The organism is Caviibacterium pharyngocola (assembly GCF_002795405.1).
GTDB lineage: Bacteria > Pseudomonadota > Gammaproteobacteria > Enterobacterales > Pasteurellaceae > Caviibacterium > Caviibacterium pharyngocola.
In genome coordinates this window covers 85252-102788 of record NZ_PHGZ01000013.1, presented here as the reverse complement: position 1 = coordinate 102788, position 17537 = coordinate 85252, and the positions used below count along the sequence as shown (strand labels likewise).

The 17537-nt window shown below is 46.9% G+C and carries 15 protein-coding genes; 10 read left to right on the top strand and 5 right to left on the bottom strand.

Annotated features, from left to right (window positions below; translation table 11 throughout):
- The first annotated feature begins 109 nt into the window (after window positions 1-109).
- From pepE to CVP04_RS05885, 3 genes are all read left to right on the top strand, one after another.
- Window positions 110-814, top strand: a complete 705-nt coding sequence (gene pepE / locus CVP04_RS05895) for a dipeptidase PepE (RefSeq protein WP_100296593.1) — start codon at window positions 110-112, stop codon at window positions 812-814.
- Window positions 815-823: 9 nt separating this feature from the next.
- Window positions 824-2110, top strand: a complete 1287-nt coding sequence (dcuC, locus tag CVP04_RS05890) for a C4-dicarboxylate transporter DcuC (RefSeq protein WP_100296592.1) — start codon at window positions 824-826, stop codon at window positions 2108-2110.
- A 91-nt stretch (window positions 2111-2201) separates the two neighbouring features.
- Entirely contained in the window at window positions 2202-3470 is a 1269-nt protein-coding gene (locus tag CVP04_RS05885) for a M20 family metallo-hydrolase (protein ID WP_100296591.1), read from the top strand.
- Between the two features lie 155 nt (window positions 3471-3625).
- Here CVP04_RS05885 and CVP04_RS05880 read toward each other — a convergent pair whose 3' ends face one another.
- Complete coding sequence (locus tag CVP04_RS05880; RefSeq protein WP_100296590.1) at window positions 3626-4129, bottom strand: single-stranded DNA-binding protein; 504 nt, start codon at window positions 4127-4129, stop codon at window positions 3626-3628.
- 174 nt (window positions 4130-4303) lie between these two features.
- Between CVP04_RS05880 and uvrA the strand changes: the two genes are divergently transcribed.
- The 4 genes from uvrA (at window position 4304) to mreD (ending at window position 9986) form a co-directional block, all read left to right on the top strand.
- On the top strand, window positions 4304-7135 hold the full coding sequence (gene uvrA, locus CVP04_RS05875) for an excinuclease ABC subunit UvrA (RefSeq protein WP_100296589.1): 2832 nt from the start codon (window positions 4304-4306) through the stop codon (window positions 7133-7135).
- 164 nt (window positions 7136-7299) lie between these two features.
- A complete protein-coding gene (locus tag CVP04_RS05870; protein WP_100296588.1) occupies window positions 7300-8355 on the top strand; it encodes a rod shape-determining protein in 1056 nt (351 codons plus the stop codon).
- 81 nt (window positions 8356-8436) lie between these two features.
- Entirely contained in the window at window positions 8437-9498 is a 1062-nt protein-coding gene (gene mreC, locus CVP04_RS05865; protein WP_100296587.1) for a rod shape-determining protein MreC, read from the top strand.
- Entirely contained in the window at window positions 9498-9986 is a 489-nt protein-coding gene (mreD, locus tag CVP04_RS05860; protein ID WP_100296586.1) for a rod shape-determining protein MreD, read from the top strand. Before mreC ends, mreD begins: the two co-directional genes overlap by 1 nt.
- Before the next feature lie 56 nt (window positions 9987-10042).
- On the opposite strand, the gene leuD is transcribed toward mreD, so the two are convergent.
- The 4 genes from leuD to leuA form a co-directional block, all read right to left on the bottom strand.
- On the bottom strand, window positions 10043-10645 hold the full coding sequence (gene leuD / locus CVP04_RS05855; RefSeq protein ID WP_100296585.1) for a 3-isopropylmalate dehydratase small subunit: 603 nt from the start codon (window positions 10643-10645) through the stop codon (window positions 10043-10045).
- Between the two features lie 44 nt (window positions 10646-10689).
- Window positions 10690-12099 carry a 3-isopropylmalate dehydratase large subunit gene (gene leuC, locus CVP04_RS05850; protein WP_100296584.1) on the bottom strand — a complete coding sequence of 470 codons (1410 nt, stop codon included), beginning with the start codon at window positions 12097-12099 and terminating at the stop codon, window positions 10690-10692.
- Window positions 12100-12187: 88 nt separating this feature from the next.
- Window positions 12188-13264: a 3-isopropylmalate dehydrogenase gene (gene leuB / locus CVP04_RS05845; RefSeq protein ID WP_100296583.1), complete on the bottom strand. Its 1077-nt coding sequence runs from the start codon at window positions 13262-13264 to the stop codon at window positions 12188-12190.
- A gap of 19 nt (window positions 13265-13283) precedes the next feature.
- Window positions 13284-14837 carry a 2-isopropylmalate synthase gene (gene leuA / locus CVP04_RS05840; protein WP_100296582.1) on the bottom strand — a complete coding sequence of 518 codons (1554 nt, stop codon included), beginning with the start codon at window positions 14835-14837 and terminating at the stop codon, window positions 13284-13286.
- 638 nt (window positions 14838-15475) lie between these two features.
- Between leuA and ccmA the strand changes: the two genes are divergently transcribed.
- Genes ccmA through CVP04_RS05825 form a run of 3 tightly spaced genes read left to right on the top strand, consistent with a single transcriptional unit; the run spans window position 15476 to window position 17531 of the window.
- Window positions 15476-16126: a cytochrome c biogenesis heme-transporting ATPase CcmA gene (gene ccmA / locus CVP04_RS05835; protein ID WP_100296581.1), complete on the top strand. Its 651-nt coding sequence runs from the start codon at window positions 15476-15478 to the stop codon at window positions 16124-16126.
- The gene (ccmB, locus tag CVP04_RS05830) at window positions 16123-16788 is read left to right on the top strand and encodes a heme exporter protein CcmB (protein ID WP_100296580.1); all 666 of its coding nucleotides are present in this window, start codon (window positions 16123-16125) and stop codon (window positions 16786-16788) included. Before ccmA ends, ccmB begins: the two co-directional genes overlap by 4 nt.
- Before the next feature lie 11 nt (window positions 16789-16799).
- Window positions 16800-17531: a heme ABC transporter permease gene (locus CVP04_RS05825; RefSeq protein WP_100296579.1), complete on the top strand. Its 732-nt coding sequence runs from the start codon at window positions 16800-16802 to the stop codon at window positions 17529-17531.
- Window positions 17532-17537 lie beyond the last annotated feature (6 nt).

The window sequence follows — 17537 nt, the reverse complement described above, 5'->3', positions numbered from 1 at the left end:
TAAGAAACAAGCAGATAACAATAAAAATCCCTACGGAGATAGCATAAAATAAACCTAACCTATTCAGGTGGAAACTTAGATAAATAACGTTTTTTATAAGGAGTGTCATATGAAAAGAATGTTATTAATCAGCGGTTCGAAATATCAAAATACGGATTATCTCGTTCATTGTCAGCCTTGGCTGAAAAGCTTTCTTAACGACTATCTACACAAAAAAATCGCATTTATTCCTTATGCCGGCGTGCGGCAAACTAATGATCAATATGAAGCTAAAGTTCAAGCGGCGCTTGCCGGATTGGATATGGAAATTATTTCCGTACACCGCGCGGCGCAGCATCGGCAAGCGATTGAACAAGCGGATGTGATTGCCGTCGGCGGCGGGAATACTTTTTGTTTGCTGAAACAAATGTATGAACATCATTTATTGGAGGCGATTCGAGAAAAAGTGCTTGCCGGTACGCCTTATTTCGGTTGGAGCGCAGGGGCGAATGTGGCGGGCGCGTCCATAATGACGACCAACGATATGCCGATTACTTACCCGCCTTCTTTTGCGGCGTTGAATTTGTTTCCGCATCAAATTAATCCGCATTTTATTTCCGGCAAAATGCAAGGGCATAACGGCGAAAGTCGCGAAGAACGGTTAAGCGAATTTTTAATCGTTAATCCGACCGCACTTGTGTATGCATTGCCGGAAGGTACAGCGTTGCAAATCGAAGGCGAACAGGCAACGGCACTGGGCGAAAACGATATTCTTTGTTTTGCCGAAAAAATGCAACAACGCATTATTCCAAGTCATTCTACTTTTCGATATTAAGGGGGATATATGACGGAAATCAAAACCTTGATCGCAATTATCGGGATTATTGCGACCATTTATTTGCTTATCAAAAAATATGAAACCCGAACCGTTTTGATCGGCGTCGGGCTGATAATGTCGATATTAACCTTAAATCCGATGGGCGCCTTGGATGCTTTTGCCAAATCAATGACTTCCGGTGGGTTGATTATGGCGATTTGTTCCAGTATGGGTTTCGCTTATGTAATGAAATACACCGAATGTGACACGCATTTGGTTAATTTGCTGACCAAACCGCTCGGCGGATTGAAATTTGTGCTGATTCCGATCGCGACGATGATCACCTTTTTCATTAATATCGCCATTCCGTCGGCTGCCGGCTGTGCGGCGGCGGTGGGCGCGACCTTAATTCCTGTATTGCGTTCGGCGGGCGTACATCCGGCAATGGCGGGCGCCTCAATTTTAGCGGGTACTTTCGGTTCGATGATGAGTCCGGGGTCTTCCCACTCGGCGATGATTAGCGAAATGTCCGGTTTAACCATTGCCGAAGTGAACCTATCGCACGCACCTTACACCACGATCGCCGGCGTGATCGGCGCGATTACCTTAACCGTCATCGCCTTAATTTTGAAAGATTACGGTCAACAACATCGCGACGCTTATTTGCAAGAAAAAAGCGAAACGCAAACCGGTCGGGTGAATTTTCTTTATGCTTTAGCGCCGCTCGTGCCGTTAGTCATCCTTGTAATCGGCGGTACTTCGCTACAAAAAACACCCTGTTTGGAATGGACGCAAATGGGCGTACCGCAAGCAATGTTAATCGGCGCTATTTACGGTTTGGTCGTCACTCGCACGGCTCCGGCGAAAATCACCAATGAATTTTTTAACGGAATGGGCAATTCTTACGCAAACGTATTGGGGATTATTGTCGCCGCAAGCGTTTTTGTCGCCGGTTTAAAATCCACCGGTGCCATCGACAGCGCCATTGAATTTCTCAAACATTCGAACGAATTCGTGCGTTGGGGCGCTACCATCGGACCATTCTTAATGGGCGTGATTACCGGTTCCGGCGACGCGGCGGCAATCGCCTTTAACACCGCCGTCACACCGCACGCCGTCGAATTAGGCTATACCCACTTAAATCTTGGTATGGCGGCGGCGATCGCGGGCGCTATCGGACGCACCGCCTCACCTATTGCCGGCGTCACCATTGTATGCGCGGGATTGGCGATGGTCAGCCCGGTTGAAATGGTCAAACGCACCGCGTTGGGGATGATCCTCGCTACGTTATATTTAGCCCTATTTATGCTGTAAAACTCGGCTAAAACCGACCGCACTTTACTTTCAAGTTTTCGCCAAACTACTAAAGTGCGGTTAAATTTCCACATTTTTTCGGAGAAACGTTATGTCAAAGGAACTTGATCAACTCATCAAACTGCGTCGCGAATTTCATCAATTTCCCGAAATCGGTTGGGGCGAATTTTATACCACGGCAAAAATCGCCGATTATTTAGCAGCAATGGGCTTTGAGGTATTACTCGGCAAACAAATTATTCATCCCGATTTCGTGCGCGGGCGCGATGAAAAAGTGGTAAATCAATCGCTTGAACGCGCCAAAGCGCAGCACGCCTCGCCCGACCGTTTGGCGCAAATGGACGGTTATACCGGCTGCGTCGGCGTGTGGGATACCGGAAAAGCCGGCAAAACCTTAGTTTTGCGTTTTGATATTGATTGCGTCAATGTCAATGAAACGAATGATCCCGCTCACCTACCGAATCAACTGGGTTTTCGTTCCATTAATGACGGCTTAATGCACGCTTGCGGACACGACGCGCACATTGCAATCGGCTTGGGAACCGCGCAATGGATCAGTAGACACCAAGATCAACTTCACGGCGTGATCAAACTGATTTTCCAACCGGCGGAAGAAGGCGTGCGCGGCGCGGCGGCGATTGCGGCAAGCGATGTGTTAAACGACGCGGATTATTTTGCCGCTTCGCATATCAGCTTTTGTGCCGACAGCGGTACAGTGATTTGTAATCCGAAAAATTTCCTTTCCACCACAAAAATAGATATTCGCTACTTCGGCACGCCCGCCCACGCCGGCGCACAACCGCATTTAGGCAAAAACGCCTTGCTCGCCGCCGCGCATACGGTGACGCAGTTGCACGGAATCGCCCGTCACGGCGAAGGAATGACGCGCATTAATGTCGGCGTATTGAAAGCCGGCGAAGGGCGCAATGTGATTCCGTCGAGCGCAACGATTCAACTTGAAGTACGCGGCGAAAACAAAGCGATTAACGATTATATGGTCGAGCAAGTAATGCAAATCGCCAAAGGCATAGCGATCAGCTTTGATATCCGTTATGAAACGGAAATTATGGGCGAGGCTGTGGATATGACAAATGATCCGGAACTCGTCGCTTTGCTTGAGGAAATTGCTTTGCAACAGCCGCAAATTCGCAATACGAACGCGGATTACGCCTTCAATGCCAGCGAAGACGCCACGATTTTAGGCAGAAAAGTGCAAGAACAAGGCGGCAAAGCCATTTATTTTATTCTCGGCGCCGACCGAACCGCAGGACATCATCAAGCGAATTTTGATTTTGACGAACGTCAATTACTGACCGGCGTCAATATCTATAACGCCTTGATAACAAAGCTGTTAGGTTAATTCGTAGGCTCGCAAAAGCATAAAAGTGCGGTGTTTTTTTAGCTGATTTCAAGATTCGAGCGGTTTAATAAAAATACCGTCTTTTACCCCCGAAAACGAAACAAAAAAGGAATCCGATCTGACACGGATTCCTTTTAAAGAAAAGAGATTAAATTTTAGAACGGAATGTCATCATCAAAACCGCCGTCCATCATTGCAGGCTCGGCGGCTGCCGGTGCTGCCGGTTTCGGTGCTTGGCGCGGTTGTTGGTAAGATTGTCCGTATTGCGGCGCGGCGTTTGGTGCTGCGCTCGGTTGAGGCGCATAACCGCCTTGGCTGCGTTCCGCACGCGAATCAAGCATTTGTAACACATCGCCTTGAATTTCCGTGGTGTAACGATCTTGCCCGTTTTGATCTTGCCATTTACGCGTTCTTAAACGCCCTTCTACATAAACCTTAGAACCTTTACGCAAATATTCGCCGACAATTTCCGCCTGACGACGATAAAACACGATGCGGTGCCATTCAGTTACTTCGCGACGTTCGTTAGTATTTTTATCAAGCCAGCTTTCACTGGTCGCCACGCTGATATTTGCCACGGCTTCGCCGTTCGGCATCGTGCGGATTTCGGGATCATTACCTAAATTTCCCACGATAATGACTTTATTTACTCCGGCCATAGAATCCTCTGTTTTAGTTGTTCATTAAAATAAATTTTGATTATTCTGCCTGAAAATCAAAAAAAAATCTATTACTAAAATGATTTTCACTGGATATTTGCACAGTTATTTAAGAATATGCGATAATGATCGCAACTTTGAAATAATTTTATACAAAATCAGTGCAGATCACCTATGGAAAAAATTGATATTCGTGGCGCAAGAACCCACAATTTAAAAAATATAAACTTAACGATCCCGCGCGATAAATTAATCGTCATCACCGGATTATCCGGTTCGGGCAAATCTTCCTTGGCATTTGACACGCTTTATGCGGAAGGGCAACGCCGCTATGTGGAATCCTTATCGGCTTACGCACGCCAATTTTTATCCTTAATGGAAAAACCCGATGTGGATCATATCGAAGGCTTGTCGCCGGCGATTTCCATCGAACAAAAATCCACTTCGCATAATCCGCGTTCTACCGTCGGTACCATTACGGAAATTCACGATTATTTGCGTTTGTTATTCGCCCGCGTCGGCGAGCCGCGCTGTCCGACGCATAATATTCCGCTTACGGCGCAAACCGTCAGCCAAATGGTTGACAAAGTGCTTGCGTTGCCGGAAGAAAGCAAAATGATGTTGTTGGCGCCGATCGTAAAAGAACGCAAAGGCGAACATATTAAAATCCTAGAAAATATTGCCGCACAAGGTTATATTCGCGCCAGAATCGATGGTGAAATTTGCGATTTGTCCGATCCGCCGAAGCTGGAATTACAGAAAAAACATACCATTGAAGTGGTGGTCGATCGCTTTAAAGTGCGGTCGGATTTAGCCACACGTTTAGCGGAATCCTTCGAAACCGCGTTGGAGCTTTCCGGCGGGACGGCGGTGGTTGCGGAAATGGATAACCCGAAAGGCGAAGAACTGGTATTTTCCGCCAATTTCGCTTGTCCGCATTGCGGTTATTCCGTGCCGGAATTGGAGCCGCGCCTATTTTCCTTTAATAATCCGGCGGGCGCTTGTCCTACTTGCGACGGCTTGGGCGTGCAGCAATATTTCGACGAAAAACGCGTGGTGCAAAACCCGACTCTTTCTTTGGCGAGCGGCGCAGTCAAAGGCTGGGATCGTCGTAATTTTTATTATTATCAAATGCTGACTTCCCTCGCGAAACATTATGATTTTGATATTGAAACGCCTTTTGAAGCTTTACCGAAAAAAATTCAGCATTTGATTTTGCACGGTTCGGGTAAAGAAGAAATCGAATTTCAATATATGAACGATCGCGGCGATGTGGTGCTGCGTCATCATACTTTCGAGGGCATTTTAAATAATATGGCGCGCCGTTATAAAGAAACTGAATCGCTATCGGTGCGCGAGGAATTGGCGAAAAATATCAGTACGCGTCCTTGCGCCGATTGCGGCGGTTCGCGTTTGCGTCCTGAAGCGCGCCACGTTTATATCGGACAAACCAATTTGCCCGAAGTTTCGGAAAAAAGTATCGGCGAGGCACTGAGTTTTGTCGGCGCCCTCGAATTGAACGGACAAAAAGCACAAATCGCCGATAAAATTTTGAAAGAAATTAAAGAACGCTTGCAATTTTTGGTTAACGTCGGCTTGAATTATTTATCTCTCTCCCGTTCTGCCGAAACGTTGTCGGGCGGCGAAGCGCAGCGTATTCGCTTGGCAAGTCAAATCGGTGCGGGCTTAGTCGGGGTAATGTATGTATTGGACGAACCTTCCATCGGATTACACCAAAGAGATAACGAGCGTTTACTTAACACATTAATTCATTTAAGAAATTTAGGCAATACCGTGATCGTCGTCGAACACGACGAGGACGCGATTATGGCGGCGGATCACATTATCGACATCGGTCCCGGCGCGGGCGTGCACGGCGGTAATGTGGTTGCGCAAGGCTCGGCGCAAGAAATAATGGCGAATCCCGATTCTTTGACCGGCAAATTCTTATCCGGCAAAGAAAAAATTGAAATTCCGCAAAAAAGAACCGCACTTGATAAAACCAAGCTGTTGAAATTAAAAGGCGCCACGGGCAATAACTTAAAAAATGTCAACTTAGAGATTCCGGTGGGCTTATTTACTTGTATCACCGGCGTATCGGGTTCGGGAAAATCCACTTTAATTAACGATACTCTGTTCCCGCTGGCGCAAAATGCACTAAATCGTGCGGAAAACGCTCAATTCGCCCCTTATAAATCCATCGAAGGCTTGGAATTTTTCGATAAAGTAATCGACATTGATCAAAGCCCGATCGGACGCACCCCACGTTCCAATCCGGCGACTTATACCGGCTTGTTTACGCCGATCCGCGAACTTTTCGCCGGCGTACCGGAAGCCCGTGCGCGCGGTTATAATCCGGGACGTTTCAGCTTTAACGTGCGCGGCGGGCGCTGCGAAGCTTGCCAAGGCGACGGCGTGATTAAAGTGGAAATGCACTTTTTACCCGATGTTTATGTACCTTGCGATCAATGTAAAGGCAAACGTTATAACCGCGAAACCTTGGAAATTCGCTATAAAGGCAAAACCATTCATCAAGTATTGGATATGACCGTCGAAGAAGCGCGCGAGTTTTTCGATGCGATCCCAATGGTGGCGCGCAAATTGCAAACGTTGATTGACGTCGGTTTGTCCTATATTCGTTTAGGGCAATCTTCCACCACACTTTCCGGCGGGGAAGCGCAGCGCGTCAAACTCGCTACGGAATTATCCAAACGCGACACAGGCAAAACCCTGTATATTCTTGACGAACCGACCACCGGTTTACATTTCGCCGATATAAAACAGCTACTTGAGGTATTACATCGCTTACGCGATCAAGGCAATACGATTGTGGTGATCGAGCATAATCTCGACGTCATCAAAACCGCCGACTGGATCGTCGATCTCGGTCCGGAAGGCGGCAGTGGCGGCGGTGAAATCATCGCCACCGGTACGCCGGAACAAGTGGCGAAAGTTAAAGGCTCGCATACCGCAAGATTTTTAAAAGCAATTTTAGATAAAAAATAAAAATTCACCGCACTTTACCGAACAAGTGTAAAGTGCAGTGATTTTTCTCTACATTTTTTCAAAAATTTCTGTTATACATACCGTTTTTTTGATACATTTAGCACAATTTTTCCACCGCTCTAAACTGAGCATTTATTGTACGATTTTATTTTTACGGAATTCCTATGTTATTAAAAAAAATTCGCGGTTTATTTTCCAATGATCTCTCTATCGACTTAGGCACGGCAAATACCTTAATTTATGTGAAAGGACAAGGCATCGTGCTTGACGAACCTTCCGTCGTCGCCATTCGCCAAGATCGCGCCGGTTCGCTAAAAAGCATTGCGGCGGTCGGTAAAGAAGCCAAATTAATGTTAGGTCGCACGCCGAAAAGCATTTTAGCCATTCGTCCGATGAAAGACGGTGTAATCGCCGATTTCTTCGTTACCGAAAAAATGTTGCAATATTTCATCAAACAAGTCCACAGCGGCAATTTTATGCGCCCTAGTCCGCGCGTGTTGGTGTGTGTGCCGGCGGGTGCAACCCAAGTGGAACGCCGCGCGATTAAAGAATCCGCTATCGGCGCGGGCGCACGCGAAGTGTATTTAATCGAAGAACCGATGGCGGCGGCAATCGGCGCGAAATTACCGGTTTCCACCGCGACCGGCTCGATGGTCATCGATATCGGCGGCGGTACGACCGAAGTCGCCGTAATTTCTTTAAACGGTATCGTGTATTCTTCCTCCGTGCGTATCGGCGGCGACCGTTTCGACGAAGCAATTATCGCTTATGTGCGTCGTACCTTCGGTTCCATTATCGGCGAACCGACCGCAGAACGCATTAAACAAGAAATCGGTACAGCCTATATTCAAGAAGACGATGAAGTCAAAGAAATGGAAGTGCACGGTCATAACCTTGCCGAAGGCGCGCCGCGTACATTCAAACTTACTTCTCGCGATGTTTTAGAAGCGATTCAACAACCGTTAAACGGCATTATTACCGCAGTGCGCACCGCATTGGAAGAATGTCAACCGGAACACGCCGCCGATATTTTCGAACGCGGTATGGTGTTGACCGGCGGCGGTGCGTTATTGCGCAATATCGACGTATTACTTTCCAAAGAAACCGGCGTGCCGGTCATTGTGGCTGAAGACCCGCTAACTTGCGTTGCGCGCGGCGGCGGCGAAGCCTTAGAAATGATCGATATGCACGGCGGCGATATTTTTAGCGACGATCTCTAATCTGATAACCATTACGAAAGTGCGGTCTGAAAATTTAAATTTTTATAAATAACCGACCGCACTTTTTTTTCGGATTACACAATGAAACCTATTTTCAGCAAATCGCCCCCTTTAGGTATCCGCCTGATTCTTGCGGTGATCGCGTCCGTTGCTCTGATTTTGTCCGACGGGCAAACCAACACGATGATCAAAGCGCGCAGCATAATGGAAACGGCGATCGGCGGTCTTTATTATCTTGCCAACACGCCGCGCACCGTATTAGACGGCGTGTCTTATAACTTGGTCGATACCAATAAATTACAAATCGAAAATACCGTTTTAAGAGAACAGTTACGCGAAAAAAATGCGGATTTGCTCCTGCTTGATCAGCTTAAAGTGGAAAATCAACGGTTACGTTTATTATTAAACTCGCCGCTACGCACCGACGAATACAAAAAAATCGCCGAAGTGCTTACTGCGGAAACGGATATTTATCGCCAACAAGTCGTGATCAATCAAGGCGAAAAAGACGGCGCCTATGTGGGTCAACCGATTATTGATGAAAAAGGCGTGGTCGGGCAAATCATTTCCGTCGGCAACGACACCAGCCGCGTGTTATTGTTGACCGATGTCACCCATTCTATTCCCGTGCAAGTATTGCGCAACGATGTGCGTGTGATTGCCAGCGGTACCGGACGCAGCGATGAACTGACTTTGGATAATGTTCCGCGTTCTGTGGATATTGTGAAAGGTGATTTATTGGTCACTTCCGGTTTAGGCGGGCGCTTTTTAGAGGGCTATCCGGTCGCCGTGGTAGAAAATATTTCGCGCGACGGAAAAAACTATTTCGCCACCATTACCGCCAAGCCTTTGGCTTCGATAGAACGTTTACGTTATGTGTTATTGTTGTGGCCGACCTACGACGATATGCGCAAAGCCCAATCCATCACGCCGGAAGACGTTCGACAAGCGGTACAACAACGTTTGGAAACTCAAGGTTCCGAAGCGGAAAAAGTGAAGAAAACACGGGTGACGGAAGACTCGGATAATGCGCCGCCGAGCCCGCAATCTGCGCCGGAAGAAAATCATTCCGATGCTTCACCGACGGAAATCGCGCCCGAACCGGTCAGCCCCGAACAGCAACAATACAGAGAGGAAGATTAATGCAAGGTCGTTTTTTCTTACAAGTATTAGTCGTCACTTGTATTTTTATCGTTGCAATGGTGCTGGAAATCGCGCCTTGGCCCGCCGGTTTACAAAGCTTTAAACCGGCTTGGGTAGTGTTGGTCTTAATGTATTGGGTAATGGCGATCCCGAATAAAATCAGTATCGGCTCCGCATTCGTTTTAGGCGTAGTGTGGGATTTGGTTTTAGGATCTATTCTCGGCGTACACGCGCTGGTGCTTTCCGTGTTCGCCTATTTAATCGGTGTCAATCATTTAGTCTTGCGCAACTTGTCGCTTTGGATGCAAAGCTTGTTGGTTATTTTGTTTATTTTCGTGTTGCGATTAAGCATTTTCTTTATCGAACTATTTTTACACAACGCCAACTTTCACGCGCAAGAAATTTTCGGCGCCGTCGCCAGCGGCATTCTCTGGCCGTGGATTTTCCTTTTCCTACGCAAAATCAGACGTCAATTAGGTTTGCGCTAAATAAAAAAGTACGGTCAAAATTTAGATTATTTTGACCGCACTTAGTCTTATGGTTTTTAACGTAAGAATGCCGGAATTTTACTTTCGTAATCGGCGATTTTATCTTCGTGTTGCAAGGTCAAGCCGATATTATCCAAGCCGTTTAATAAGCAATGACGGCGGAATTCGTCCAGTTCAAAGCGATAAACTTTCTCACCGACGGTGACGGTCATTTTTTCTAAATCGATGTCAATGGTTTTTCCCTCGTTCGCCCAAACCCATTGGAAGATTTCTTCTACTTCTTCTTCGCTCAAACGAATCGGTAACATATGATTGTTCAAGCTGTTGTTATAGAAAATATCGGCGAAACTCGGTGCGATCATCGCTTTAAAACCGTAATCCGCCAGTGCCCAAGGCGCGTGTTCGCGAGAGGAGCCACAACCTAAATTTTTGCGCGCCAATAAAATCGTCGCTCCTTGATATTGCGGATAATTCAACACGAATTCCGGATTCGGTTGCGTGCCTTCCACATCTAAATAACGCCATTCGTGAAACAAATGTTTGCCGAAACCGACACGGGTGATTGCTTGTAAAAATTGTTTCGGGATAATCGCATCCGTGTCCACATTCGCTGCATCAAGCGGAACCACTAAACCCGTAAGTTGTTTAAAACCTGCCATTTTATTTTGTCCTTTTCGGGGCGAAGAACGCTTCGCCCGTATGATTAATTTAATTCAATGTGGCGAATATCCACAAATTTACCGAATACCGCCGCAGCCGCCGCCATTGCCGGACTGACTAAATGCGTACGGCCGTTACGTCCTTGGCGCCCTTCGAAGTTACGGTTACTGGTCGAAGCGCAACGTTCCCATTCGCCTAAGCGGTCGTCGTTCATTCCCAAACACATTGAACAACCCGGATTGCGCCATTCCGCGCCGGCAGCGATAAAAATTTTATCCAATCCTTCTTTTTCCGCTTGTTCTTTCACTAAGCCGGACCCCGGTACCACCAATACGCGTTTAACGTTATCGGCTTTTTTACGCCCTTTCATTACTGCCGCCGCAGCGCGTAAATCTTCAATGCGCGAATTGGTGCAAGATCCGATAAACACTTGATCCACCGGCACTTGGGTTAAATCCGTATTCGCTTCCAAGCCGATATAAGCCAAGGCTTTTTCCGCCGAGGCGCGCACTACTTGGTCGTCCATTTCTTGCGGGTTCGGCACAAGCTGATCGATACCGATAACTTGCCCCGGGTTGGTTCCCCAAGTGACTTGCGGTGCGATGTCTTTCGCTTCTAGCGTTACCACGGTGTCGAACTGTGCGCCTTCGTCGGTTTTTAAGGTTTTCCAATATTCCACCGCGTCATCCCAATCTTGTCCTTTCGGCGCATAAGGACGACCTTTTAGATATTCGAAGGTGGTTTCGTCCGGTGCGATAAGACCGGCTTTGGCGCCCATTTCGATCGCCATATTGCACACGGTCATTCGACCTTCCATCGATAAATCGCGAATGGCTTCGCCGCAGAATTCCACAACGTGTCCCGTGCCGCCCGCCATTGTGGTTTTGCCGATAATGGCAAGAATGATGTCTTTCGCGGTAATGCCCGGCGCCACTTTGCCGCGCACTTCGATTTTCATACTTTTAGCACGCGCTTGTTTTAAAGTTTGCGTCGCCAAAACGTGTTCCACTTCGGATGTGCCGATGCCGAACGCCAAGGCACCGAATGCACCGTGGGTGGCGGTGTGCGAGTCGCCGCACACAATGGTCATTCCGGGTAAGGTTAAGCCTTGTTCCGGCCCCATAACGTGTACGATCCCTTGTTGTTTGGTATTCATATCGAACAAAGAAATACCGGTGGATTTACAGTTTTTATCCAATTCCAATACTTGAATTTTTGCCTGTCCTTCCAATTTATTTACATCGCGTACTTGGGTGGAAATGCTGTGATCCATTGTGCCGAAAGTTTTGCTCACTTGACGCACTTGGCGATTTGCCACGCGCAATCCGTCGAACGCTTGCGGGCTGGTCACTTCGTGGATTAAATGACGGTTAATATAAAGAATCGGTGTTTCGCCCGCTTCTTCGTGCACAATGTGCGAATCAAATAATTTTTGGTAGAGTGTTTTTGCCATTTTATTATCTCGTTAGGGCGGGCGTAACGCATACGCCCGAAATATCTATAAAGTGCGGTGTTTTTTTACGCCGTTTTTGCACGTCGAACTAAATTGCATTAGCAATTAGCGTACCCATTTCCGCGGTGGAAACCGGTTTGCTATCGTCGGCTAAATCTGCGGTACGATAACCGTCAGCCAACACTTTTTTCACCGCATTTTCAATCGCGTTCGCCGCATCGTTTAAATCAAAGCTGTGGCGTAACATCATTGCGGCGGAAAGAATTTGCGCAATCGGATTGGCGATGCCTTTGCCGGCGATATCCGGCGCCGAGCCACCCGCCGGTTCGTACAAGCCGAAACCGCTTTCGTTAAGACTTGCGGACGGCAGCATTCCCATTGAACCGGTGATCATCGCACATTCGTCGGAAATAATATCGCCGAAAATGTTAGAACAAAGCAATACGTCGAAGAAATCCGGCTGTTTGATTAATTGCATTGTGGCGTTATCAATATAAATATGATCCAATTTCACTTCCGGATATTGTTTCGCTACTTCGATAACGGTTTCGCGCCATAAAATCGAGCTGATTAATACGTTGGCTTTATCTACGGACGTGACGTGTTTGTTACGTTTCATTGCCGTTTCAAAGGCGACTTTGGCAATGCGCTCGATTTCATAACGATGATACACTTCCGTATCATAGGCTTTTTCGTTTGCGCCCTCGCCTTCGCGACCTTTCGGTTGACCGAAATAGATCCCGCCGGTCAATTCGCGCACCGTGACCATATCGAAGCCTTTCGCGGCAATATCCGTACGCAACGGACAGAATTTTTCCAAGCCTTTATATAAGGTCGCCGGACGTAAATTGCAGAACAGCGCGAAATGTTTACGCAACGGCAATAACGCACCGCGTTCCGGTTGTTGATTCGGCGGTAAATGTTCCCATTTCGGGCCGCCTACGGAACCGAATAAAATCGCGTCGCTTTCTTCACAGCCTTTTACCGTTTCGGCAGGCAGCGGCGTGCCGTGGTTATCAATGGCGATACCGCCCACATCAAAAGTGCGGTAATTTAATTTAAAATTATATTTTTGTTGAACCACGTCCAATACTTTAAGCGCTTCCGCCATAATTTCCGGCCCGATGCCGTCCCCGCTTAATACGGCTACATTGTAACTTTGCATTTGTTCTTTTCCTTAATTGTTAATGTGAATGTTTATGTGATTTTAAATCCGCAACTTTATGCGCGCGATAAATCGCGTTGATGGCGTGAATTAATGCGCGTGCCGAGCTTTCCACAATATCCGTCGCCAAACCGACGCCGTGGAAACGACGACCTTCGTGTTCCACCACAATATCCACTTGCCCCAAGGCTTCCGCGCCTTCGCCTTTTGCGGTTAAATTATAACTCAACATTTTCAAATCAATCTGAGTAATTTTCAAAATCGCGTTAAATACGGCGTCAACCGGCCCGTTACCACCGCTGGAAACCTCGCTTAAACGCTCGCCGTCCAATTCCACTTGCACGAAAGCGGACGCCGGTAAATGGCTGATCATTTGCGAGGTGATCACATCTAAAGTCAAACGATCTTCATCCCCTTGTTGCATATCGATAAAGGCAAGAGCTTCCAAATCATAGTCGAACACTTGACCTTTTTTATCCGCCAATTTTAAGAACGCTTCGTACAATTTATCCAAATCATATTCGCTTTCTTGATAACCCATTGATTCCATATGATTTTTAACCGCCGCGCGACCGGAACGTGCGGTTAAGTTTAATTTTTCTTTTTTCAAGCCGATGGTTTCCGGCGACATAATTTCATAGGTATTTTTGTTTTTCACCATACCGTCTTGGTGAATGCCGGAAGAATGTGCGAACGCGTTCGCGCCGACAATCGCTTTATTCGGCTGAATCGGCATATTACAAAGTTGGCTGACCATTTGGCTGACACGATGAATTTCTTGCGTATTAATGCGCGTATCCACGCCTTTGAACAAATCTTGGCGGGTTTTGATCGCCATTACGACTTCTTCCAACGCGGTGTTACCCGCACGTTCGCCGATACCGTTAACGGTACATTCGATTTGGCGCGCGCCGTTTTGCACCGCGGTTAAGGAATTTGCCGTCGCCATTCCCAAATCGTTGTGACAATGCACGGAAATAATCGCTTTATCCACATTCGGTACGCGATTCATTACGTTCGCGATAATCTCGCCGTATTGCATCGGTAGGGTATAACCCACCGTATCCGGAATATTTACCGTGGTGGCGCCAGCGTCAATCGCCGCTTCCACAATGCGGCAGATATTATCGATACCGGTACGTCCCGCATCTTCGCAAGAAAATTCCACATCGTCGGTATAACGACGCGCGCGTTTCACTGCGTTAATCGCCATTTCTACCACGTCGTCAAAAGTGCGGCGTAATTTCGCTTCGACGTGCAAAGCGGAAGTTGCGATAAAGGTGTGAATACGAAATGCTTCCGCTACTTTCAAGGCTTCCGCCGCAACGTCAATATCTTTTTCCACCGCGCGGGACAAGGCGCAAACGCGGCTGTTTTTAATATTTTCCGCAATGGTGCGCACGGATAAGAAATCCCCTTCCGAAGATACCGGAAAGCCCACTTCCATTACATCCACGCCCAAGCGCTCCAACGCCAAAGCGATTTGTAGCTTTTCCTTCACTGTTAAGCTGGCTTTTAACGCCTGTTCGCCGTCGCGTAATGTGGTATCAAAAATAATTACATTGTCTGCCATAATCCGATCCTTAATTGTGCAATATTTAATATTCGCGTTGATAAAATCACTAAAAGTGCGGTGATTTTTCAGAAAATTTTATATGAAAAAACCCGCGTTCTAGTGCGGGTTTAAATTCGGGCGTTTTACATTTTACTGTTTTTTATCCGTGACTTAACCGCACAAAGAATGTGTGAGGAGGAGTCGGAGGGATAAAGAAACGGTATTAAACATAAAACAAAATCCTTTAAGTTAAAAATTAGCTTAATCTTACCGATTTAATAAGGAGTGTCAAATGATTTTTCAGCATTTTATTCCGATAGAAACGATTGGCAAGAACGCAAATAAATATAATTAACCAATTACTCGAAACAATAAAAAATTTAGCGCTAAAAATTTAAAAAACTTTAACTTTTTATACCGCACTTTTCCGGTTTGGCGGAGCGGAAAATTTTATCCTTTCATTGTCCGCCGACAAAATCAAAAGCCAATCACACAGTAAATATAAGGCAATTTTTCCCGTCGAACACTTGTTTTAAATCAAATAAATCCACTATATACGACTAAATGGGTATGTTTTTCCCGCTGCAAAAACTACGAGCGCGCAAAATGCTATGATAGAATGTCAACTTATTGGTACGGTAAAAATAAGCGGTTTTATGCAGCGAAATCATCAATTATATCTCGAACAATTAGCTTGTCAGCGCGGAGATCAAATTCTGTTTACGGATTTAACGCTACATTGGCAAAGCGGCGATTTCGTGCAAATCGAAGGGCATAACGGCATCGGGAAAACCAGTTTGTTACGCATTATCGCCGGTCTCGCCCAGCCTTTGCACGGTGAAGTGCGGTGGAATAATCTGAATATTTGCAAACAGCGGGAAGATTATCAGCAAGATTTGTTGTATTTAGGTCATCAAGCCGGCATTAAACCGGAATTAACACCGTGGGAAAATCTGCATTTTTACCAACAAATCGGCGCTTGTCGGCAAGGCAATGAAATGCTTTGGCAGGCATTGGAAAAAGTCGGTTTATTAGGGCGCGAAGACATTGCTGCCGCCCAGCTTTCTGCCGGTCAACAAAAACGAATCGCTTTGGCGCGTTTGTGGTTATCTGAGGCGCCGTTGTGGGTGCTAGACGAACCTTTTAACGCGATAGATCGAAACGGTGTGGCGATTTTGACCGCACTTTTCGAGCGCCATAGCGCCGAGGGCGGAATGGTCATTTTAACCAGCCATCAAGAAGTGCCGAGCGAAAAATTGCGCAAAGAGCGGTTGGAAAAATACAAATTTTTAGGAAACGACGAATGATCTTTATCCGAATTATTCAACGAGAACTCAAAATCGCCTTGCGTAAAAAAGCGGAAATTTTAAACCCGCTCTGGTTCTTTTTGATTGTTCTCACGCTGTTTCCCTTAGTCATCGGGCCGGATCCGAAATTATTGGCGAAAATCGCGCCCGGTATCGCGTGGGTCGCCGCGTTGTTATCCGCACTATTATCCTTCGAACGCTTATTTCGCGACGATTTCATCGACGGTTCGCTGGAACAATTAATGCTGACCGCGCAGCCTTTGGTGCTAACCTGTTTGGCAAAAGTGATTTCTCATTGGCTATTAACCGGTTTACCGCTGATTTTACTCTCGCCGATCGCCGGATTGTTGCTGTCTTTAGATATGCATATTTGGACGGCGTTGGTGCTGACGTTGTTATTGGGCACGCCGATCTTAAGTTGTATCGGCGCAATCGGCGTGGCGCTGACCGTAGGATTGCGCAAAGGCGGCGTGTTATTAAGCTTACTTATTTTGCCGTTGTTTATTCCGGTGTTAATTTTTGCCGCGTCGGTTTTAGACGCCGCAAGTTTGAATTTGCCTTATAACGGTCAACTCGCCGTTTTAAGCGCAATGTTTGTCGCCGCCCTCACGCTGTCGCCTTTTGCCGTTGCGGCAGCGTTGCGGGTGAGCTTGGATCAATAAAAGGACTCGTTATGTGGAAGTGGTTACATCCTTACGCAAAATCTGAAACGCAATATTATTTATGCGCGAAATTAATCCCTTTATTCGCCGTTTTGACCGCACTTTTGCTAGGCGCGGGCGTGATATGGGGCTTGGCATTCGCGCCGGCGGATTATCAACAAGGCAACAGTTTCCGCATTATGTACGTTCACGTTCCGTCCGCCATTTGGTCGATGGGGATTTATGTATCAATGGCGGTCGCCGGCGTCATCGGCTTAGTCTGGCAAATTAAACAAGCGCATTTATCCATTTTAGCAATGGCGCCGATCGGAATGGTGTTCACCTTTTTAGCCTTAGTTACCGGAGCAATTTGGGGCAAACCGATGTGGGGAACTTGGTGGGTGTGGGACGCGCGGCTTACCGCGTCGCTGATTTTATTCTTCCTTTATCTCGGCGTTATCGGGCTGTATTCGGCATTTCAAAATCGTGCGACCGGAATGAAAGCCGCCGCGATTTTATCCATTGTCGGCGTGATCAACATTCCGATCATTCATTTTTCCGTGGAATGGTGGAACACCTTGCACCAAGGCGCCAGTATTACCAAATTTGAAAAACCGTCTATCGCCACGCCGATGTTAATGCCGCTTATTCTGACTATTTTCGGCTTTATGGCGTTGACTATTTGGCTTACATTAGTGCGCTATCGCACGGAATTATTAAAAGAAGACGCCAAGCGCCCTTGGGTCAGAAATTTAGTGAAATAACGGGGG